An 18,964-nucleotide genomic window follows, 5' to 3' on the forward strand; every position below is an offset into this window, starting at 1 on the left:
AGCCGTTTTCCCGACCCTGGTTGCGCTTCGTTCATCCTTGCGGCGATAAGCCCGCGCGATGCGCCAGCCTCTCTCCCTCCTCCTCACCATCGCCCTTGCCGCTTGCGGCAGCGCGGCGCCCGCCGCTCCTCAGGCAAAGCCCGCCATGTGGAAGCTGTCTGATCCGGACACCACCATCTACCTGTTCGGCACCGTCCATGTGCTGCCCAGCGACCTCAAATGGCGGACCACGCGATTCGACCAGACGGTCGGCCAGGCCAAGGAGCTGGTGCTCGAGATCAACGATCAGGGCGACAAGGCCGCGATCGCTCAGCTCTACAAACGGATCGCCTTCTCGCCGGGCCTGCCGCCGATCCTCGATCGCGTTCCCGCCGACAAGCGCGCCGCTCTCGCCGCCGCGATCGAGAAGGCCGGGCTCAAGCCCGCGCAGCTCGACGGCATGGAAACCTGGGCGGTCGCGGTAACACTTGGCGCGTCGATGTATGCCGGCATGGGCGCCTCGGTCGACAACGGCGTCGAAAGCCAGCTCCGGTCCAGCTTCAAGGACAAGCCGGTCGCGGGCCTCGAGACGACCGCGCAGCAGCTCGGCTATTTCGATACCATGCCCGAAGCAGTCCAGCGCAAGCTGCTGGTCAGCATGGTCGACGACGTGAAGAACGCCGATGTGGACTTCCGGAAAATGGTCGCGGCTTGGTCGTCCGGCAACACCGGAGCCATCGCCCGCACCTTCGACGACGAGCTGAAGAGCGCGCCCGAAATCGCCCGCGTCCTAATTGATCAACGCAACGCAAATTGGGCAAATTGGCTGAAACACCGCCTCGACAAGCCCGGCACCGTCCTCGTCGCCGTCGGCGCCGGCCACCTCGCCGGCAAGGGCTCGGTCATCGACCTGCTGCAAAAACAGGGCCTGAAAGTCGAACGCGTGCAGTAACCCAACCCCTCTCCCTCCAGGGGAGAGGGCGACTCGGCCCTGCGGGGCCGAGCGGGGAGAGGGTGCTGTGGTACAAGCCAGCCACCCTCCCAACACCCTCTGTTGCATTCTCCCCCCTCCCCCGCTATGCGCGCCGGCTTCCGTCATGGTCATCCCTGGAGGCGTGGCGGAGCGAACTGAACTCAACCAGCTATTTGGAGACATGCGATGAGCGAGACGCTGACGCTGTCGGCCGAGGCGCGCGATCGGGCGGGCAAGGGAGCCTCCCGTGCCATTCGCCGCGAAGGCCGCGTGCCCGCCGTCATTTACGGCAACAAGGAAGAACCGCAAGGCATCCATGTGGCGGAACGGGAGCTAATGAAGCTCCTGAACACCGGCCACTTCATGAACTCGGTCGTGATGATCAACGGCATGCGCACGTTGCCGAAGGACGTCCAGTTCCACCCGGTCACCGACCGTCCGCTCCATGTCGATTTCCTCCGCATCGGCGAGCATTCGACCGTGCACGTCAACGTGCCCGTCCGCTTCGAGAACGAAGAGGCATCGCCGGGCCTGAAGCGCGGCGGCGTGCTCAACATCGTCCGCCACGAGCTCGAGCTGGTGTGCGACGCGGCGAGCATCCCCGACGAGATCGTGATCGACCTCAAGGGCTATGATGTCGGCGATTCGGTGCACGTATCGGCCGTCACCCTGCCCGAAGGCAGCAAGTCGGCGATCGAGGATCGCGACTTCACCATCGCCACCATCGTCGCGCCGTCCGGCCTGAAGAGCGCCGAAGGCGACAACGAAACCGCCGCCGCCGCCGAAGGCGAGAGCGAAGAAGGCTGATCCCCATTCGTCACCCCGGACTTGATCCGGGGCCCACCTTCTTTGAAAGGCAGGTGGGTCCCGGTCGAGCCCGGGATGACGATTGCGAGCGATCGCCAGCACGATGCAAATCTGGGTCGGCCTCGGCAATCCGGGCGCGCTGTATGCGATGCACCGGCACAATGTCGGCTTCATGGCGGTTGATGCGATCGCCGAGGTGCACGGTTTTTCGGCGCCGAAGCGCGCATTCCAGGGCTGGGTGCAGGAAGGCCGGATCGGGGCTGAAAAGATCCTGATCCTCAAGCCCGCGACGTTCATGAATGAAAGCGGCCGCGCCGCTGGCGAGGCGATGCGCTTCTACAAGCTCGCGCCCGAAGACGTGACCGCCTTTTACGACGAACTCGACCTCGCCCCGTTCAAGGTGAAGGTCCGCACGGGCGGCGGCACCGCCGGCCACAACGGCATCCGCAGCCTCGACGCCCACCTCGGGCCGGATTTCCGCCGCGTGCGGCTAGGCATCGGCCACCCCGGCCACAAGGACAGGGTCACCGGCCACGTCCTCGGCAATTTCGCAAAGGCCGAGATCGACCCCCTCTCCGACCTGCTCGGCGCCATCGCCGCCGAAGCCGAATGGCTGGCCAAAGGCGATGACGCGCGCTTCATGAACGACGTGGCGCTGCGGCTGTCAAAGGATTGATCAGCGGATCGGCGTTCCCAACCAGCGCCACTTTGTCCAGGTCTTGAACAACGGCCGACCAAGGACGTCGCCAATGGGCAGCATTGCGACACCACCCTCGTCACGCGAGACCCGGCTGTCGGCGGAGCGGTCGCGATGGTCGCCCAGCACGAACAGGTGGCCAGGCGGAACCGTGGTTTCCGCCATGTCATCTGTACGGCTCTCACCGAGGTCAAGGACGCGGTGCTCGCCCACCTCGCTCGGCAGTCGCTCGACCAGAATGCGCGCCTGGAGGACGCCTCCGAGATCTTTCACCGGCATTTTGCCGATCTGGCGTTGCATGGCCGGAATGTCATTCACGATCGGCACGCCGCCGCGCATGGCCACCCTGTCACCGGGCATCGCGGCGACCCGCTTAATGTAAATCTGTCCGCCCACATTCAGGAGAATGACCTCGCCCGGCTTCGGCAAGCTCTTGTTGTGCATGTCCGCCACAAATCGTTCGCCGACGCTCAAGGTCGGTTCCATCGATTCCGCTGGAATATAGAAAGGTCGATAGTAGCTGTGCGCCAAATCAATTGCGGGCGAACTCAGTACAGCGGCCAGTGCGAACAGCGCCACCAGGCTGTACCATTTGGACCACCATGCACGACGTGCGGGTCTTGTCCGGCTCTGCTTCCAGCCAATCAGGATCGGTGCCACATACAAGACCCCAAACGCGATCAGCAAAACGGGCAGGAGCGCCAGTAGAGCATTCGGCGTAAGTTCCGGTAGCACCGCTGCGGCCCCCGTCAGCATGAGGATCAGCGCAAGCCCGCCAAAGGCAAATGCAAGACCGAGGCGCAACCGCCCCAGTCGCAGCAGTCCCAAGCCCGGCGTCAGTATATTGAGGACAGCAATTCCAATGCGCGCGCCCAAAGATCGCCGTTGCTCCTCGTACTCTTCCATGCCCCCTCCCCAAACTTCGCGGTAGCATTCGCGGTGTGTCGCCGCTATCGCCTGCGCGCTTCCACAAATCCAGGCGACCAATGGGCTTTCGTTGCGGTATCGTCGGCTTGCCGAATGTCGGCAAGTCCACTTTGTTCAATGCCTTGACCGAAACGGCGGCGGCGCAGGCGGCCAATTACCCGTTCTGCACGATCGAGCCGAACGTGGGTCAGGTCGCCGTCCCCGATCCGCGCCTCGACCAGCTCGCGGAGATCGCGAAGTCGGCGAAGAAGATCGAGACGCAGCTGGCGTTCGTCGACATTGCCGGCCTGGTGCGCGGCGCGTCGAAGGGCGAGGGGCTCGGCAACCAGTTCCTCGCCAACATCCGCGAAGTGGACGCGATCGTGCACGTGCTGCGCTGCTTCGAGGATGGCGACGTGACGCATGTCGAGGGCAAGGTCGATCCGATTGCGGACGCGGAGACGGTCGAGACCGAGCTGATGCTGGCCGATCTGGAAAGCCTCGAGAAGCGTGTGCCGAACCTCGTCAAGCGCGGCCAGGCCGGCGACAAGGAATCGAAAATCGCCGCCGCCGTGCTGGGGCAGGCGCTGGAACTGCTGCGCGAGGGTAAGCCCGCACGTCTCACCCAGCCCAAGGACGAAGAAGAGCGCCGCCATTTCGATCAGGCGCAGCTGCTCACCTCAAAGCCCGTGCTCTACGTCTGCAACGTCGACGAGGGCGACGCGTCCGAAGGCAATGCGCTCAGCGCCCGCGTGTTCGAAAAAGCGAAGGCCGAAGGTGCCGAAGCCGTGGTCGTTTCTGCCGCGATCGAGGCGGAGATCGCCACGCTGGATCCCGAAGAGCGGCAGGCGTTCCTGGCCGATCTGGGCCTCGCCGAAACCGGCCTCGCCCGGGTGATCCGCGCCGGCTACGCGCTGCTGCACCTGATCACCTTCTTCACCGCCGGCCCCAAGGAAGCGCGGGCTTGGACCGTCCACAAGGGCGACAAGGCCCCGCAGGCCGCCGGCGCGATCCACACCGATTTCGAGCGCGGCTTCATCCGCGCCGAGACGATCGCGTTCGACGATTACGTCAAATACGGCGGCGAGGCGGGCGCTCGCGAAGCCGGCAAACTCCGTCAGGAAGGCAAGGATTATGTGGTGCAGGACGGCGACGTCATGCTGTTCCGGTTCAATGTATAAGATGCTGCATGCGCAACGAAATCCGTTCGTTTCGAGCGAAGTCGAGAAACGAGTGCGCCACCAGCGCGGAGCTGCGCTTCTCGACTTCGCTCGAAGCGAACGGAGTTGGGTGGGTGCCTTCCTCGCCCTCCTCGCCCTGTTCCTGCCCTCCGCCGCACCGGCGAAGGCGACGCGCCAGCCCGCACGCACGCCGGTCACGATCCTGGTCTCGATCGACGGCTTCCGGTCCGATTACCTGAACCGCGGCGCCAGCCCGACCCTGTCGGCGCTGGCAAAGGCGGGCGTGACCGGGCCGATGCACCCGTCCTACCCGTCCCTCACCTTTCCCAATCACTGGACTCTGGTCACCGGCCGCCGTCCCGACCGCAACGGCATCGTCGGCAACACGATGGAAGACCCGCGCCGCCCCGGCGAAGTGTTCACGATGGCCAGCGAAGACCCGTTCTGGTGGGATGAGGCCGAGCCGATCTGGGTGAGCGCCGAAAAGCAGGGCATCCGCACCGCGACGATGTTCTGGCCAGGCTCGAACGTCACCTGGGGCGGTCACAAGGCGAACCGCTACCATAGTCCGTTCGAAGGCGGCGTGCGCCCGGCCGACTGGCAGCAATTCAGCGGCTATGTGTCGGACGAGCAGCGAGTGAACGCCGTGTTCGACTGGCTCCGCCGCCCGGCCGCGATCCGGCCGAAGCTGATCACGCTCTATTTCGACGAGGTCGACGCCGCCGGTCACGAATACGGCCCCGATGATCCCCGCACGACCCAGGCGGTGCACGACGTCGACATCGCGATCGGCAAGCTCCGCGCCGGCCTCGCCGCGCTCGGACAGCCCGTCAATCTGGTCATCGTCGCCGATCACGGCATGGCGCCGATCAGCGCCGATCGCTCGATCCCGATGGATCAGCTCGCCGATCCCGCCGACTACCGGCTGCTGGAGACGGGCCCTTACGCATCCCTGTTCGCGGTGCCGGGCCATGAAGCGGCGCTGGAGGCCGCTCTGTCCAGGCCCCATGACCATGTCCGCTGCATGAAGAAATCGGAGCTGCCGCCAGCCCTTCATTACGGGGCCAACCCCCGCGTGCCACCCTACCAGTGCCTCGCCGATCTCGGCTGGACGATCCGCAAGACGGCCGCCGAGAAGCCGCGGGCGGGCGGCGCGCACGGATACGATCCGCGCTACACGGAAATGACGGCCCTGTTCATCGCGAACGGCCCCGCGTTCCGGCCCGGCGTGAAGGTCGGCGCTTTCGACAATGTCGACGTGTATCCGCTCATCGCGCGCCTCGCCGGCGTGAAGGCAAACCCCGGCGACGGGACGATCGCCACCTTTTCGCGGGCTCTCAAGCATTGATCTCCCCTCCCGCTTGCGGGAGGGGGCGGGGGTGGGCCTGACGTGAAGCGCGCGGTGGGCGGGGCTCGCCCACCCCTTATCCCTCCCGCAAGCGGGAGGGGAATTTGCGTTACTGGGAAGATATCGAGGTCGGCGCGCGCTCCAGATTCGGCCGCTATGAAGTGACGCGCGACGAAGTGATCGCGTTCGCGTCGAAATACGATCCGCAGCCTTTTCACCTGTCCGACGACGCCGCCGCCCAGACCTATTTCGGCCGCCTCTCCGCATCCGGCTGGCACACCTGCGCGATGCTGATGCGGATGCTGGTCGATCATATGAAGACCGAGCAGCAGGCCGGGCTCGGCTCGCCGGGCATCGACGAGCTGCGATGGCTTAAGCCCGTCTATCCCGGCGACACGCTTCGTGCCGAAAGCGAGGTTCTGGACAAGACGCCGTCCCGAAGCCGGCCGGACATGGGATCGTACCGGGGCCGCACGACCGTGTTCAATCAACATGACAAACCCGTGATGACGCTGACCTCGATCGGGCTGATCCGCCGCCGGCCGGGTTGAACGTCCAAAGGGTGCGATGAACGTCCGGGAACCAGGGCGCGCCGTCTCGACTTATCGCGTGGATTCATTAACGGGGACGGCCGTGTCGACTCGTTCCGGATTTCAGACATAATGTACAAAGGCGCGGCGTCGGCACTCTCCCTTTTCCTGGCAATCGCGGTCCTCGCTGGCTGCGGCAGTTCGTCGGAAACGAAGGGCGGCCGCGGAGCTGGCGGCCGCGAGGGCGGCACGCCCGAAGTCGGCTTCGTCGTCGTCCAGCCGACCGCCGTCGCAATGACCACGGAGCTCGCCGGCCGCACCGTGCCGCACGCCGTCTCCGAAGTTCGCCCCCAGGTGTCGGGCGTCATCCAGAAGCGGCTGTTCACCGAAGGCAGCTTCGTCCACGCCGGCCAGACTCTCTATCAGATCGATCCAAGCCTCTACCGCGCCAGCGCGGCCCAGGCAGAAGCGAATGTCTCGGCCGCGCAGGCGAATGCCGAAGCGGCGCGCACGCTCGCCAATCGCTACAAGCCGCTCGCCCAGATGCAGGCGGTCAGCCAGCAGGAATATACCAACGCCGCCGCTCAGGCGCGTCAGACGGCTGCCGCGGTGGAGCAGCAAAAGGCGGCACTCCAGACGGCGAAGATCAACCTGAATTTCACGCGGGTGCCGGCGCCGATCAGCGGCCGGATCGGGCGTTCGGCGGTGACCGTCGGCGCGCTGGTCACCGCCAACCAGGCCGACCCGCTGGCGACGATCCAGCAGCTCGATCCGATCTATGTCGATATCCAGCAATCGACGGCACAGCTGCTCGCGCTCCGTCGGTCGCTCGCCCGGGGCGATGTGATGCCGGCAAAGGCTGCGATCCACCTGAAGCTGGAGGACGGCAGCGATTACGAGCTCGCCGGCACGATCGAGTTCGCCGAAGTCGTCGTCGACCCGAACACCGGCACCGTCACGCTGCGCGCGTCATTCCCCAATCCCAAGGGCGTGTTGCTGCCCGGCATGTTCGTGCGCGCGGTCTTCGCCCAGGCGATCGACACGCGCGCCTTCCTGGTGCCGCAGGAAGCCGTCAGCCGCGATCCGCAGGGCAACGCGACGGTGATGGTCGTCGGGCCTAAGAACCGGGCGATTCAGAAGACCGTCAAGACCGAGCGCACGCAGGGCCCGTTCTGGGTCGTCACCGAGGGGCTCAATCCCGGCGACAAGATCATCACCCAGGGCCTGAACAAGGTGCGGGCGAATCAGCCGGTCCACGCCGTTCCCGCCAGCACCCCGCAGAAGATCGACCCGAACCGTCCGGCGCCCGGCGGCCGCCACGGCGGGCGGCGGGGCTGAACATTGAACGCGGGAATGTCCTGTCATCCCGGCCTTGAGCCGGGATCCACCTTCTTCCCGGCGGCGGGACAGAAGGAAGATGGACCCCGGATCAAGTCCGGGGTGACGATGCGTTTGCGTAGGTCCCGCCGATGATCTCCCGCATCTTCATCGACCGCCCGATCTTCGCGTGGGTGATCGCGATCCTGATCATGCTGGTCGGGCTCGGCAGCGTGTTTTCGCTCCCCATCGAGCAATATCCGGACATCGCACCGCCGCAGGTGAATATCCGCGCCAATTACCCCGGCGCGAACGCGCAGACGGTCGAAAACAGCGTCACCCAGGTCATCGAGCAGCAGCTTTCGGGCATCGACGGGCTGCTCTATTTCACCTCGACCTCCTCCTCGCGCGGCTCGGTCGGCATCAGCCTGACGTTCAAGAAAGGCACCGACCCCGACACGGCGCAGGTCCAGGTCCAGAACCGGGTGCAGGAGGCGCTGCCGCGGCTGCCGCAGCAGGTCCAGCAGCAGGGGCTGCGCGTCAGCAAGTCGAACCCCGACTTCCTGATGATCGTCGCCGTCTACGACACGACCGACCGTCAGACCAATCGCGACGTGTCCGACTGGCTGTCGTCGAACCTTCAGGACCCGATCAGCCGCCTGCCCGGCGTCGGCGACACCAATGTGTTCGGCTCGCAATATGCGATGCGGATTTGGCTAAATCCCGCCAAGCTGGCTGCCTTCCAGCTGATGCCGAGCGACGTCGTCGCGGCTGTCCAGGCGCAGAATACCGAGATCACGGCGGGCGAGATCGGCGCGCAGCCGATGCCGGCGACGCAGATGCTGGACGCGACGGTCACGTCCCAGTCGCGGCTGCAGACGCCGGAACAATTCCGCGACATCATCCTGAAGACGCAGCCGGACGGCGCCACCGTTCACCTAGGCGATGTCGCCCGGGTCGAGCTTGGTTCGGAGAACTACAATTCGATCATCCGCGTGAATGGCCATCCGGGCGCCGGCTTCGCGGTCTCGCTCGCGCCCGGCGCCGACGCGCTCACCACGGCGGAGCTGGTGAAGGCGGAAGTCGCCAGCCAGTCGAAGAATTTCCCGCCCGGCTTCGCCTATGCCTATCCGAACGATTCGACGGCCTTCATCAAGCTGTCGATCGATGAGGTGGTGAAGACGCTGTTCGAGGCGATCCTCCTCGTCGTCATCGTCATGTTCGTCTTCCTGCAGAGCTGGCGTGCGACTCTCATTCCGGCGATCGCCGTTCCCGTCGTGCTGCTCGGCACGTTCGGCGTGTTCGCGATCGCGGGCTTTTCGATCAACACGCTGACCCTGTTCGGGCTGGTGCTCTCGATCGGCCTGCTCGTCGACGATGCGATCGTGGTGGTGGAGAATGTCGAGCGCCTGCTCGACGAGAATCCCGAGATGACGCCGCGCGAGGCGACGATCCAGTCGATGAGTGAAATCTCGACCGCGCTGATCGCGATCGCGATGGTGTTGTCTGCCGTGTTCCTGCCGATGGCGTTTTTCGGCGGCTCGACCGGCGTCATTTATCGCCAATTCTCGCTTACGATCGTCTCGGCCATGGTGCTGTCGGTGATCGTCGCCCTGGTGCTCAGTCCGGCGCTGACGGCGACGCTGCTGAAACGCCGCGAGCACGACGGCACCGTCCATTCCAAACGCTTCCCGCGGCTGGCGGCAGCGACCGAGCGCGCACGTGAACGGTTCAACACCGGCTTTGCGACGATGGTCGATCGCTACACGGTGGGCGTGCAGCGGGTGATCGACAGGAAGCTGATCTTCCTCGGCATTTATGCGCTCACCGCCGTGCTGCTGGTGATTCTGTTCTTCCGGCTGCCGACCAGCTTCCTGCCCACGGAGGACCAGGGCTTCGCCAGTGCGCAGATCCGCCTGCCGCCGGGCGCGACGCTTGCGCGCACGCAGGAGATTCAGAAGCGGGTCGAGGATTATCTGCTGCGCGGCCCGGAATCGAAGAACATCAACGTGCTGTTCACGGTTGCGGGCGGCGGCGGCGGCGGTCCGTCCGGCCAGAATGCGGGCAACGCCTTCCTGAACCTGAAGGATTGGGACCAACGGCCGGGCAAGCAGAACGGCGCCGACGCGATCACCGAGCGGATGAGCCGGGCGTTCGGCGGCCTGCGCGACGCGCAGGTGTTCGCTTTGGTGCCGGGCGCGATCCGCGGCCTCGGCCAATCCAACGGCTTCACGCTGGAACTCCAGAATACCGGCGGCCTCACCCGCGACGAATTTCAGGCGACGCGCGACCGCCTGCTGCAAATGGCCGAGAACGACCCGAAGCTGACCGGCGTGCGGCCCAGCGAGCTTCCCGACACGCCCAATCTGCACGTCGATATCGACCAGCAGAAGCTCTCTGTTCTCGGGCTGGCCCAGACCGACGTGAACAGCACGCTCTCGACCGCCTGGGGCGGCCGCTATGTGAACGACTTCGTCGACCGCGGTCGCGTCAAGCGCGTCTATGTCCAGGGCGACGCGCCCTTCCGATCGGCGCCGGAAGATCTGAGCCAGTGGTTCGTTCGCGGCAAAACGGGCGAGATGGCGCCCTTCTCGTCGTTCGCGACCACGTCGTGGCAGACGGGCCCCGTTTCGCTTGGCCGCTTCGGCGGCGTGCCGGCCTATGAAATCCAGGGCCAGGCGGCGCCGGGCGCCAGCTCGGGCGAGGCAATGGACCGGATCGCGGAGCTCGCGTCGCAGCTTCCGGGCGTGTCGGTGGCCTGGAGCGGCCTGTCGTATCAGGAACGCCTGTCGACCGGGCAGGCGCCTTTGCTCTACGGCCTGTCGCTGCTGGTCGTGTTCCTCTGCCTCGCCGCTCTCTACGAAAGCTGGTCGATCCCGGTGGCGGTGCTGCTGATCGTGCCGCTCGGCCTGGTCGGCGCCGTGTTCGCGGTGACGCTGCGCGGCCTTGAAAACGACGTCTATCTGCAGATCGGCCTGCTGACGACGATGGGCCTCGCCTCCAAGAACGCGATTCTGATGATCGAGTTTGCCGAAGCCGCCGAAAAGGCCGGCAAGCGCGTCATCGACTCCGCCCTGGAAGCCGCGCGCATCCGCCTGCGGCCGATCCTGATGACCAGCCTTGCCTTCATCTTCGGCGTGCTGCCGCTCGCGATCTCGACCGGCGCGGGCGCCAAGAGCCGCGTTGCGATCGGCACCTCCGTGATCGGCGGCATGCTGACCGCGACCATCCTGGCGATCTTCTACATCCCGCTGTTCTTCGTGCTGGTCCGCCGCGGCACGCGCGACACGCTCGCCTGGTTCCGCGAACGCCGCCGGCACCGCGCGGAGGGTGCGGCATGAAGCGCGCCGTCGCCCTCGCCCTGATCGTCAGCCTGCCGGGCTGCTCGATGATTCCGCATTACGAGCGGCCCGCGCCGCCGGTGCCGCAATCCTGGCCGGTCGGCGACGCCTATCTCCGCCAGAGCGAGGCGGCGCTGCCGGCAGTCACCTACCGCGACATCTTCCGCGACCCGCGCCTGCAGCGGATCATCGAGGAGGCGCTCGTCAACAACCGCAACCTGCGCCTCGCGGCCGCCAACATCGCCGCCGCGCGCGAGCAGTACCGCATCCAGCGCGCGCAGATCCTGCCGGACATCGGCGCCAACGCGACCTATACCGAGGCCGATCGCGGCAGCGGCGCCCAGAGCGGCGTCGGCGGCGCAGCCTCGGGCCGGCGCACGACCTACAGCGTGCAGGGCGGCATCACCGCGTTCGAGCTCGACCTGTTCGGCCGCATCCGCGCGCTCTCGGAAGCGGCGCAGAACCGCTATTTCGCGACCGAAGCCGGTGCCCGCGCGACGCGCCTCACTTTGGTCGGCGACATCGCCAATGCCTGGTTCACCTACGCGGCGGACAAGGACCTGCTGGCCGTCGGCGAGCGCACGGTCGCGTCCGCCCAGCGATCGGTCGATCTCACCCGCGCCCGCCTGAACGGCGGCATCGCGCCCCGCACCGACCTGCGCCAGGCCGAGCAGACGCTCGAGCAGGCGCGCGCCGACGTCGCCCAAAGCCGGACCAATCTCGCGCAGGACGCCAACCTGCTGCAGCTGCTGGTCGGCGCGCCCGTCGATCCCGCCCTGCTTCCAGCCTCGATTGCCGAGGTCGAGAACAGCGTCGCCGAACTGCCCGCCGGGCTCGATTCGACGATCCTGCTGCGCCGCCCCGATGTGGTGCAGGCCGAATACAATCTCCGCGCCGCCAATGCAGAGATCGGCGCAGCCCGTGCCGAGCTGTTCCCGCGGATCAGCCTGACCGCGGTGCTGGGCTTCGCGAGCACGGCACTGTCGAACCTGTTCTCGGGCGGCAGCTTCAACTGGTCGATCAGCCCGCAGGCGAGCTATTCGATCTTCCAGGGGGGCGCCGCAAAGGCCAATGTCCGCCTGACCCAGGCCCAGCGCGACGCCGCGGTCGCGCAGTACGAAAGCGCGATCCAGACCGCCTTCCGCGAAGTCTCCGACGCCCTCGCCCGCCGCGGCACGATCGACGAACAGCTCCGGGCCCAGCGCAATTTCTTCGCGGCCGCCCAGGATAATTATCAGCTCAGCGAAGCGCGCTTCCGCGGTGGCATCGACCCGTTCCTCGACACGCTGATCGCGCAGCGCAGCTATTACAGCGCCGAACGCACGCTGGTCGCCACCCGCCTCCTCAAGATCCAGAACCTGGTCCAGCTCTACCGCACCCTGGGCGGCGACTCTCAACTCGACGCCACCTCGGATGGCCCGGTACCGCAGACGCCCTGACCCTCATCCGGGCTTGACCGTCGTCATCCCGGGCTTGACCCGGGACCTACCTTCTTCTTCCTTGTGGCTGTGGAACGTACGCCTGCGGTCTATATCGTCACAAACAGCTTTCATGGCACGCTTTACACCGGCGTCACGTCGAACCTGCCCGGCCGCGTTTATCAGCATCGGAACGGAACTTTTCGCGGATTTACCGCCGAACACGGTTGCAAGCGATTGGTCTGGTTCGAGATTCACGCAACGATGGAAGAGGCAATCGTGCGGGAGAAGCGGATCAAGCGCTGGCGGCGTGAGTGGAAATATGCGCTGATCGAGGCCGACAATCCGACGTGGCGCGACCTGGCCGAGGATTTCGGATTTGAGCCTCTGTTGCGAACGCCTGGCGTCGAAAAGCAGGTCGGTCCCGGGTCAAGCCCAGGATGACGAGATTACATAACGTCCAATCTGCGTGAGCCGACGGCCTGGATTCTTCAGTCAAACGCGCTCGCCAGTTCCCGCCTCAGCACCGCTTTCTCCACCTTGCCCATTGCGTTGCGAGGCAGGGCGTCGCGGATCAGCACGGTCTTCGGCCGCTTGTATGCCGCGAGCGTCTCGCGCAGCGCGTCACTCACGGCGTGGGGCGAGACCTCCGCGCCCGCACGCGGCACCACCACCGCGACCACGCCTTCGCCGAAATCGGGATGCGGCGCGCCGATCACCGCGACCTCGGCCACGCCGTCCAGCACTTCGATCGCCGCTTCCACCTCGGCGGGGTACACGTTGAACCCGCCCGAGATGATCAGGTCCTTGGCGCGCCCGACGATCCACAGATAGCCGTCGCCGTCGAACCGGCCGAGGTCGCCGGTCTCGAACCAACCGTCCGCGGTAAACGCCTCCGCCGTCTTCTCCGCGTTCCGCCAATAGCCGCGCGTGACGTTCGGCCCTTTCACTTCGATCCCGCCGACGCCGTCCGCATCTGCCCCGGCGATCCGAATCGCCACGCCCGGCAGAGGCGGCCCGACGCTCCCGGCGCGGCGATCGCCGTCATAAGGGTTGGAGCTCAGCATGCCCGTCTCGGTCATGCCATAGCGTTCGAGAATGCGGTGCCCGGTCCGCGCCTGCCACTCCCGGTGCGTCTCCGCCGAAAGCGGCGCCGATCCGGAGACGAACAGCCGCATATTGCCGCAAAGGTCCGGCGTCAGCCCGTCCTTCGCCAGCAGCCGGGTATAGAAGGTCGGCACGCCCATCAGCACGCTCGCGTCGGGAAGCGCGCGTACGATCGCATCGGCGTCGAACCCTGGCTGCCACAGCATCGCCGCGCCCGATCCGATCACGCAGTGCGTCGCGACGAACAGGCCATGGACATGGAAGATCGGCAGCGCGTGGATCAGCCGGTCCGCTTCCGTGAACCGCCATTCCCGGATCAGCGTCGCCGCATTCGACGCCAGATTTCCCTGGCTCAGCAGCGCGCCTTTGGACCGCCCGGTCGTGCCCGACGTGTAGAGGATCGCGGCCAGGTCGTCCGGCCCGAGCGCCGGCTCGGCAAAGTCCGCCACCGGTGCCGCCGCCAGCCGCGCCAGCTCCGCATCGTCGACGAACAGCCCCGGCTCCGCATCCTCAAGAAAATAGTCCAGCTCCGCACGGGTGTGGGCCGGATTCAGCGGCACATAGACGATGCCCGCCCTCAGCGCCGCCAGGTAAAGCAGCAGCGCGTCCACGGATTTGGACGTCTGCACCACGATCCTGTCGCCGGCCTTGAGGCCGCGGGCGAGAAGCGCCGCCGCCATTGCACCGGACCGGGCCAGCAGGTCGGCATAGGACAGCACAGCGCCCGAAGCCTCGATCAGCGCGGGCCGGAACAGGTCGCCGCGAAACCCGGCGCGAAGAGTGGGGAAGAGACTCTGGATCACAAGTCCCGATCCGCCGGCACTTCGGCTCCGTCAAGCCGCGCTCGTTCCCGGAGTCCTACCGAAAAAATCGAATACGCCCGCCGATAGTCGGAAATTCAGCGCAGCTTGGCGACCAAACATTTGATTTAGTGCAAGACTTCCTAATCTGGGCGCGAGCGTCGCTCGGCAGGAACGGCGCAGAATTCCGGGGTCCACATCATGCGTGTTTCATTGCTTGCCGCCAGCGCCACAGCCGTGCTTGTGTCGGCGCCGGCGTCCGCGCTGGTCATCAGGCCGATCTATGACAGCAGCATCACGTCGCTTTCGAATTCGGCGCAAATCCAGAGCGCGTTCAACACGATCGCGAACGACTATGCGAAGTCCTTCGTCTCGCCGGTCACGGTCAATGTCGGCGTGAGCTGGGGCAAGGTCGCCGGCTCGCCGCTGCCGAGCACGGCGGTCGGCGCGAGCTCAAACAATCTCTACGGCTATTTCAATTATTCGCAGGTGAAGAGCTATCTGACCCGCGCATCGCAGAGCAACCCGTCGGACACGTCGCTGGCGACCGCGCTGCGTTCGATGCCGGCGTCGCTCACCTCGGGCCCGACCAACTTCGCGATCACCTCGGCCAACGCCAAGGCGCTCGGCATCGTATCGGGGACACAAAGCTCGCCCGACGCTTATATCGGCTTTGCCGGCAGCCCCTCGGGCTATGCGTTCACTCCGTCGCAGACCACCGCGAGCGTCTATGATTTCCAGGCCGTCGCCGCGCACGAGCTGGCGGAAGTGCTCGGCCGGATCAGCGGCGTCGACAATGGCAGCTGGCGGTCGCCGCTCGACCTGTTCCGCTACAGCGCGCCGGGCGTGCTCAGCTACAATTACAACCAGGCATCCTATTTCTCGATCGACGGCGGGCGGACCCGCCTGGCCACGTTCAACAACAGCAGCACCGGCGGTGATCGCGGCGACTGGCTGACCACGTCCGCCACGCACGACGTCTCCGACGCCTTTATCTCAAAGGGCCAGCGCAAGAACCTGACCGCGGTCGATCTGACGGCGCTGGACGTGCTCGGCTGGGGCGGCAGCAATCTCGGCAACAGCGGCGCCAGCGCGCAGACGCCGGCATTCTACCTGATCAGCGGCCCCGCGGTGCCCGAGCCGGCGACCTGGGCGATGATGCTCGGCGGCTTCGGCCTGTTGGGCATGGCGGTGCGGCGGCGCAAGCGGGCCAACGTGACCTTTGCCTGATCAAGGGTGGCCGCCTGGCGATGGCCAGGCGGCCGTTTCCGCGCTAAGGTCGCGGCGATGCTCCTTCGTCGCGCCTGGATTGCCCTTTGCGCTGCGCTTGCCGTCGCGATGATGGGGTGCGCGATGCCGGAAATGGCGATGGCGCGGATCGCGTCCGCCGAGACGCCGCACAGCGAAAATGCCTGCCCCGATCAGCCGGGCAAGACCAAGGCCGGTCATGCCGGCGCGATGACGTGCGTCGGCTGCGCGGCACTCCGCGACGTGCGGCAGGCCGGGCGAGCGCCCCTTCCGGCCGAAGCCCTCCTGTTCCGCCCCAGCCTGGCCAGCCTGTCCGGGCGCGTGACCCCACCCGATCCGCCGCCGCCGCGGGCCCGGTGACAGTCTGTTCATTCCGATTTCTCCAACAGGAGTTCACATCATGAAGAAACTCGTCATCGCAGCCCTCGCGCTGCTCTCGGCCGGATCGGCCGCCTATGCCGCGGCACCCGAAGCCGTGAACAAGGCGATCGCCGCCTGCTGCGATTGCGGTTCGTGCGACATGCCGGACTGCGACATGCCGTGCTGCGACCACGCCAGGACATGACCTGAACGGGGCGCCCGGCGACACCGCCGGGCGCCTTTTCCGCCGCCTGACCAACCCGCAGGCGCCCGGAACCAGAGTTCGCGCGATGCGTAAGGGTGTTCGGCTCCCGAAACATTCACGCGCCGTTCAGCCTGGGCCTGGGCGCGAAATAAGGGGTTGGAACCATGCGCTCGCTGCTCGCCGCCTGCCTCGCTTGCACCGCGATCACCCCGGCCACTGCTGCCGCGATCACCGCTGCCGATCTCGCCAAGAATCTGCAATTCGATCAGACAAGCGGGACGATGATCGCGCCGTCGTTCGGCGGCAGCAACGCCTTCTTCCTCGCGCGGGCCTTCTATCCCAATCCGGGTGATTTCGAGGGCGGCGACGTGTCGAACTCCGTCGATTCATACCTGTTCAACGGCTCGGGCGTGTCGCCGCAGGGGGCGTTTCAGCGCTACCGAAGCCCGCCGATCACGAAGAGCGCGATGGACGCAGCCTACCCTAACAACGAGCTCTACACGCTGACCGTCGTCAATGGTCTGACCGCCGATTTCGACACGGTGTCGATCTTCCTGCGGCCGGACGACGTCTATGCCAGCACACGCCCGATGCTGACCGCGTCGACCTTCGATGCCTTGCAAAACCTCGATCCGAGCCAGGACGTCACGATCAGCTTCAACAGCTTCACGCCCGATCCCTCGACCTCGGGCGGACTGACGTTCTTCGACATCTTTGACCTGACGGATAATATGCCGGAGTTCAGCTCGGGCGCGCTCGATCCATCGGCGACCAGCGTGTTCCTGCCCGGCAATACGCTGCAAGGCGGACACGATTACCGGTTCCAGCTGCTGTTCGACGTGTTCGACAGCGATACCGCCACGACCGGCAAGGGCAACGCGGTGCCGGTCGCGACCAACTTCAACCTGCTGACCGTCGGCGTGTTCACGCCGGGCGGCATGGGGCCGCCGCCCCCGCCTCCGCCGCCACCACCTCCCCCGCCGCCGCCGCCTCCACCGCCCCCGCCGGTGCCGGAGCCCGCCGAATGGGCGCTGATGCTGACGGGGTTCGCAGCGGTCGGCGCGGCGCTCAGGAAGACACGCAAGCCGAAGCCCGCCTGATCGTCCTTCGGGGTGCCCGCGCCTCAGCCGCGATAGGCGTCGATGAAGGGCTGGAGGTGCTTCCGATAGGGCGCGGCGACGTTCAGGCCGTCGCGATTGATCGGCCGCCGAACCTGCAGCGAGCTGGCGGTCGCCACGGCGCGATCGGTTTCGTGATGGGCATAGACGCCCGCTTCCTCGCCAAGCCCGCAATGCTTGACGATGCGCGCCGTCCAGCTTTCGGGCGCGTCGACCAGTTCGGCATAGGGCACGACCAGCAGCCGCTCGCCCAGCCGCTCCTGCCAGAAGGAGAGCAGCCGGTCCTCCAGCATGAAGTGATGCGCGATGTCGGTCAGGTCATAGCTCCAGGCGACGCCGTGGATGAAGAAGGTGCGGAAGCACGACCAGGCGGAATCGAGGGGATCGCGGCGCATCCAGACCAGCGGCGCCTCGGGCAGGATCGACGATGCGAGGCCCAGGAAGCGGCTGGCGTCGATCGTCTTGTCGACGATCCGTCCTTCCGGCCCGAACCGCTCCGCCATCAGGTGCAGGTAAAGGCCGCCCAGCTTCTCGATCGATCCGCCCGCCGCCAGGTGCTGCGCGATCGCCTCTCCCGAAACACCGCCGGTCGCGACCGCGGCGTGATGAAGAAGGTTCAGTTCCGCGCCGTCGGCCACTCTCGAATGGCTGGCGAGGATCTGCTCGACCAGCGTGGTGCCGGACCGCGGCAGCCCGGTCACGAAGATCGGGCGGCTGGTGTCGATGCCCTGTTGCCTGTTCAGCTCTTCGATGAAACCGGCCGGAAAGCCGCTCATCGCCGCATGCGCCGCCTTTTCGTTGCCCTGGCGGCTATAGGGGGTGAGCTTGCGCAGCAGGGCGGCGCCCTGCGCGAAGGCCGCGAACGCGTCGTCATGCTCGCCGCGATCGGCGTGGAGCTTGCCGACCGCATACCAATAGCGGGCGAGATCGCCTTCCGGCTGACGCTCCGCGGCGGCGCGATCGGCCAGCATCTGCTCGCCGATCGGGTTGTCCTTGAGCGATCCACTCGACGAGAGCGTCAGCCAGGCCGGGCCCCAGCCGGGCCGATGCTTGACCGCGGTCAGCAGATAGGCACGGGCTTCCTCGACCCGTCCCAGCGTAAGGGCCGTGTTGCCGAGCAGGTACGCGCGTCCCGCCGGGTCCGGGATGTGCGCCGGCAACGTCTCGGCCAGCTCATGCGCTTCCCGCAGCCGCCCCGCCTGGGTGAGCAGCACGACCTTGGAGTAGCGCGCCGCCGGCGCGCCCTTCGCCGCAGCCACGAACGCATCGATCGCCCGCAGCGCCAGCGTCAGCTCTCCGCTCACGCGCATCAGTTCGGCGATCTGCCGCCATTGCTGGCCGAGCGGCGCCTTCGCATCGAGGAGCGCGGCGACGGCGTCATTCGCCCCGGCCCTGTCCTTGGCCGCCAGCGCCTGCCTCAGCTTTTCGACATCGGTCATCCAGGGAGCGGTCATGGCTCTCTTCTAGCGGAGCCCGGCCCTGCTCTGCCAGCGCCAACCGGCAAGTCGGCGCGACCCTGTCCGATAACGGCACAGTCACGGTGTTAACTGTAAATATTTGATTAAGCACGTTGACCTTGGCTGTTCACCGCGACAATCTCCCACGCTCAGCCCGGGCTTATTTCCGGGT

At 66.4% G+C, this 18,964-nt stretch carries 16 protein-coding genes and 2 pseudogenes; 15 read left to right on the forward strand and 3 right to left on the reverse strand.

From position 1 onward, the window contains the following. Positions 1 to 58: 58 nt before the first annotated feature. The 3 genes from SCH01S_RS07710 to pth all read left to right on the forward strand — a co-directional run bounded on the left by SCH01S_RS07710 (position 59) and on the right by pth (position 2,435). A complete protein-coding gene (locus SCH01S_RS07710; RefSeq protein ID WP_046348205.1) occupies positions 59 to 931 on the forward strand; it encodes a TraB/GumN family protein in 873 nt (290 codons plus the stop codon). Positions 932 to 1,138: 207 nt separating this feature from the next. Then, entirely contained in the window at positions 1,139 to 1,759 is a 621-nt protein-coding gene (locus tag SCH01S_RS07715) for a 50S ribosomal protein L25/general stress protein Ctc (RefSeq protein WP_046348206.1), read from the forward strand. A gap of 103 nt (positions 1,760 to 1,862) precedes the next feature. Next, positions 1,863 to 2,435, forward strand: a complete 573-nt coding sequence (pth, locus tag SCH01S_RS07720; protein ID WP_046348207.1) for an aminoacyl-tRNA hydrolase — start codon at positions 1,863 to 1,865, stop codon at positions 2,433 to 2,435. Here the strand turns inward: pth and lepB are convergent, their stop codons facing one another. Next, positions 2,436 to 3,362, reverse strand: a complete 927-nt coding sequence (gene lepB, locus SCH01S_RS15805; protein WP_052733846.1) for a signal peptidase I — start codon at positions 3,360 to 3,362, stop codon at positions 2,436 to 2,438. 80 nt (positions 3,363 to 3,442) lie between these two features. Here lepB and ychF point away from each other — a divergent pair, with 80 nt between their 5' ends. The 7 genes from ychF to SCH01S_RS07760 all read left to right on the forward strand — a co-directional run bounded on the left by ychF (position 3,443) and on the right by SCH01S_RS07760 (position 12,941). Beyond that, the gene (ychF, locus tag SCH01S_RS07730; RefSeq protein WP_046348208.1) at positions 3,443 to 4,543 is read left to right on the forward strand and encodes a redox-regulated ATPase YchF; all 1,101 of its coding nucleotides are present in this window, start codon (positions 3,443 to 3,445) and stop codon (positions 4,541 to 4,543) included. A gap of 109 nt (positions 4,544 to 4,652) precedes the next feature. Continuing rightward, positions 4,653 to 5,891, forward strand: a complete 1,239-nt coding sequence (locus tag SCH01S_RS07735; protein ID WP_052733850.1) for an alkaline phosphatase family protein — start codon at positions 4,653 to 4,655, stop codon at positions 5,889 to 5,891. 104 nt (positions 5,892 to 5,995) lie between these two features. After that, on the forward strand, positions 5,996 to 6,442 hold the full coding sequence (locus SCH01S_RS07740; RefSeq protein ID WP_046348209.1) for a MaoC family dehydratase: 447 nt from the start codon (positions 5,996 to 5,998) through the stop codon (positions 6,440 to 6,442). Between the two features lie 111 nt (positions 6,443 to 6,553). Beyond that, on the forward strand, positions 6,554 to 7,759 hold the full coding sequence (locus SCH01S_RS07745; RefSeq protein WP_046348210.1) for an efflux RND transporter periplasmic adaptor subunit: 1,206 nt from the start codon (positions 6,554 to 6,556) through the stop codon (positions 7,757 to 7,759). A gap of 131 nt (positions 7,760 to 7,890) precedes the next feature. After that, positions 7,891 to 11,079: an efflux RND transporter permease subunit gene (locus tag SCH01S_RS07750; RefSeq protein WP_046348211.1), complete on the forward strand. Its 3,189-nt coding sequence runs from the start codon at positions 7,891 to 7,893 to the stop codon at positions 11,077 to 11,079. Further along, complete coding sequence (locus tag SCH01S_RS07755) at positions 11,076 to 12,518, forward strand: efflux transporter outer membrane subunit (protein ID WP_046348212.1); 1,443 nt, start codon at positions 11,076 to 11,078, stop codon at positions 12,516 to 12,518. The genes SCH01S_RS07750 and SCH01S_RS07755 overlap by 4 nt, the downstream gene beginning before the upstream one ends. Positions 12,519 to 12,587: 69 nt before the next feature. Continuing rightward, entirely contained in the window at positions 12,588 to 12,941 is a 354-nt protein-coding gene (locus SCH01S_RS07760) for a GIY-YIG nuclease family protein (RefSeq protein WP_046348213.1), read from the forward strand. Positions 12,942 to 12,988: 47 nt separating this feature from the next. Here the strand turns inward: SCH01S_RS07760 and SCH01S_RS07765 are convergent, their stop codons facing one another. Next, positions 12,989 to 14,407 carry an AMP-binding protein gene (locus tag SCH01S_RS07765; RefSeq protein WP_157032854.1) on the reverse strand — a complete coding sequence of 473 codons (1,419 nt, stop codon included), beginning with the start codon at positions 14,405 to 14,407 and terminating at the stop codon, positions 12,989 to 12,991. Positions 14,408 to 14,605: 198 nt separating this feature from the next. On the opposite strand from SCH01S_RS07765, the pseudogene SCH01S_RS17120 reads away from it, so the two are divergent. From SCH01S_RS17120 to SCH01S_RS16765, 5 genes and pseudogenes are all read left to right on the forward strand, one after another. After that, positions 14,606 to 15,451 (forward strand): annotated as a pseudogene (locus tag SCH01S_RS17120) (NF038122 family metalloprotease); the annotation flags it as partial. A 72-nt stretch (positions 15,452 to 15,523) separates the two neighbouring features. After that, positions 15,524 to 15,634 (forward strand): annotated as a pseudogene (locus SCH01S_RS17475) (PEPxxWA-CTERM sorting domain-containing protein); the annotation flags it as partial. Between the two features lie 57 nt (positions 15,635 to 15,691). After that, on the forward strand, positions 15,692 to 16,012 hold the full coding sequence (locus SCH01S_RS07775) for a hypothetical protein (protein ID WP_046348215.1): 321 nt from the start codon (positions 15,692 to 15,694) through the stop codon (positions 16,010 to 16,012). A 40-nt stretch (positions 16,013 to 16,052) separates the two neighbouring features. Next, positions 16,053 to 16,217 (forward strand): hypothetical protein, encoded by a 165-nt coding sequence (locus tag SCH01S_RS16760; protein WP_169746372.1) that lies wholly within the window; start codon positions 16,053 to 16,055, stop codon positions 16,215 to 16,217. Between the two features lie 164 nt (positions 16,218 to 16,381). Then, a complete protein-coding gene (locus SCH01S_RS16765; RefSeq protein ID WP_046348216.1) occupies positions 16,382 to 17,317 on the forward strand; it encodes a PEP-CTERM domain protein in 936 nt (311 codons plus the stop codon). A gap of 23 nt (positions 17,318 to 17,340) precedes the next feature. Here the strand turns inward: SCH01S_RS16765 and SCH01S_RS07785 are convergent, their stop codons facing one another. Next, positions 17,341 to 18,789: a tetratricopeptide repeat-containing sulfotransferase family protein gene (locus tag SCH01S_RS07785; protein ID WP_084689459.1), complete on the reverse strand. Its 1,449-nt coding sequence runs from the start codon at positions 18,787 to 18,789 to the stop codon at positions 17,341 to 17,343. Between the last annotated feature and the right edge of the window lie 175 nt (positions 18,790 to 18,964).

This window comes from Sphingomonas changbaiensis NBRC 104936 (assembly GCF_000974765.1).
GTDB lineage: Bacteria > Pseudomonadota > Alphaproteobacteria > Sphingomonadales > Sphingomonadaceae > Sphingomonas_B > Sphingomonas_B changbaiensis.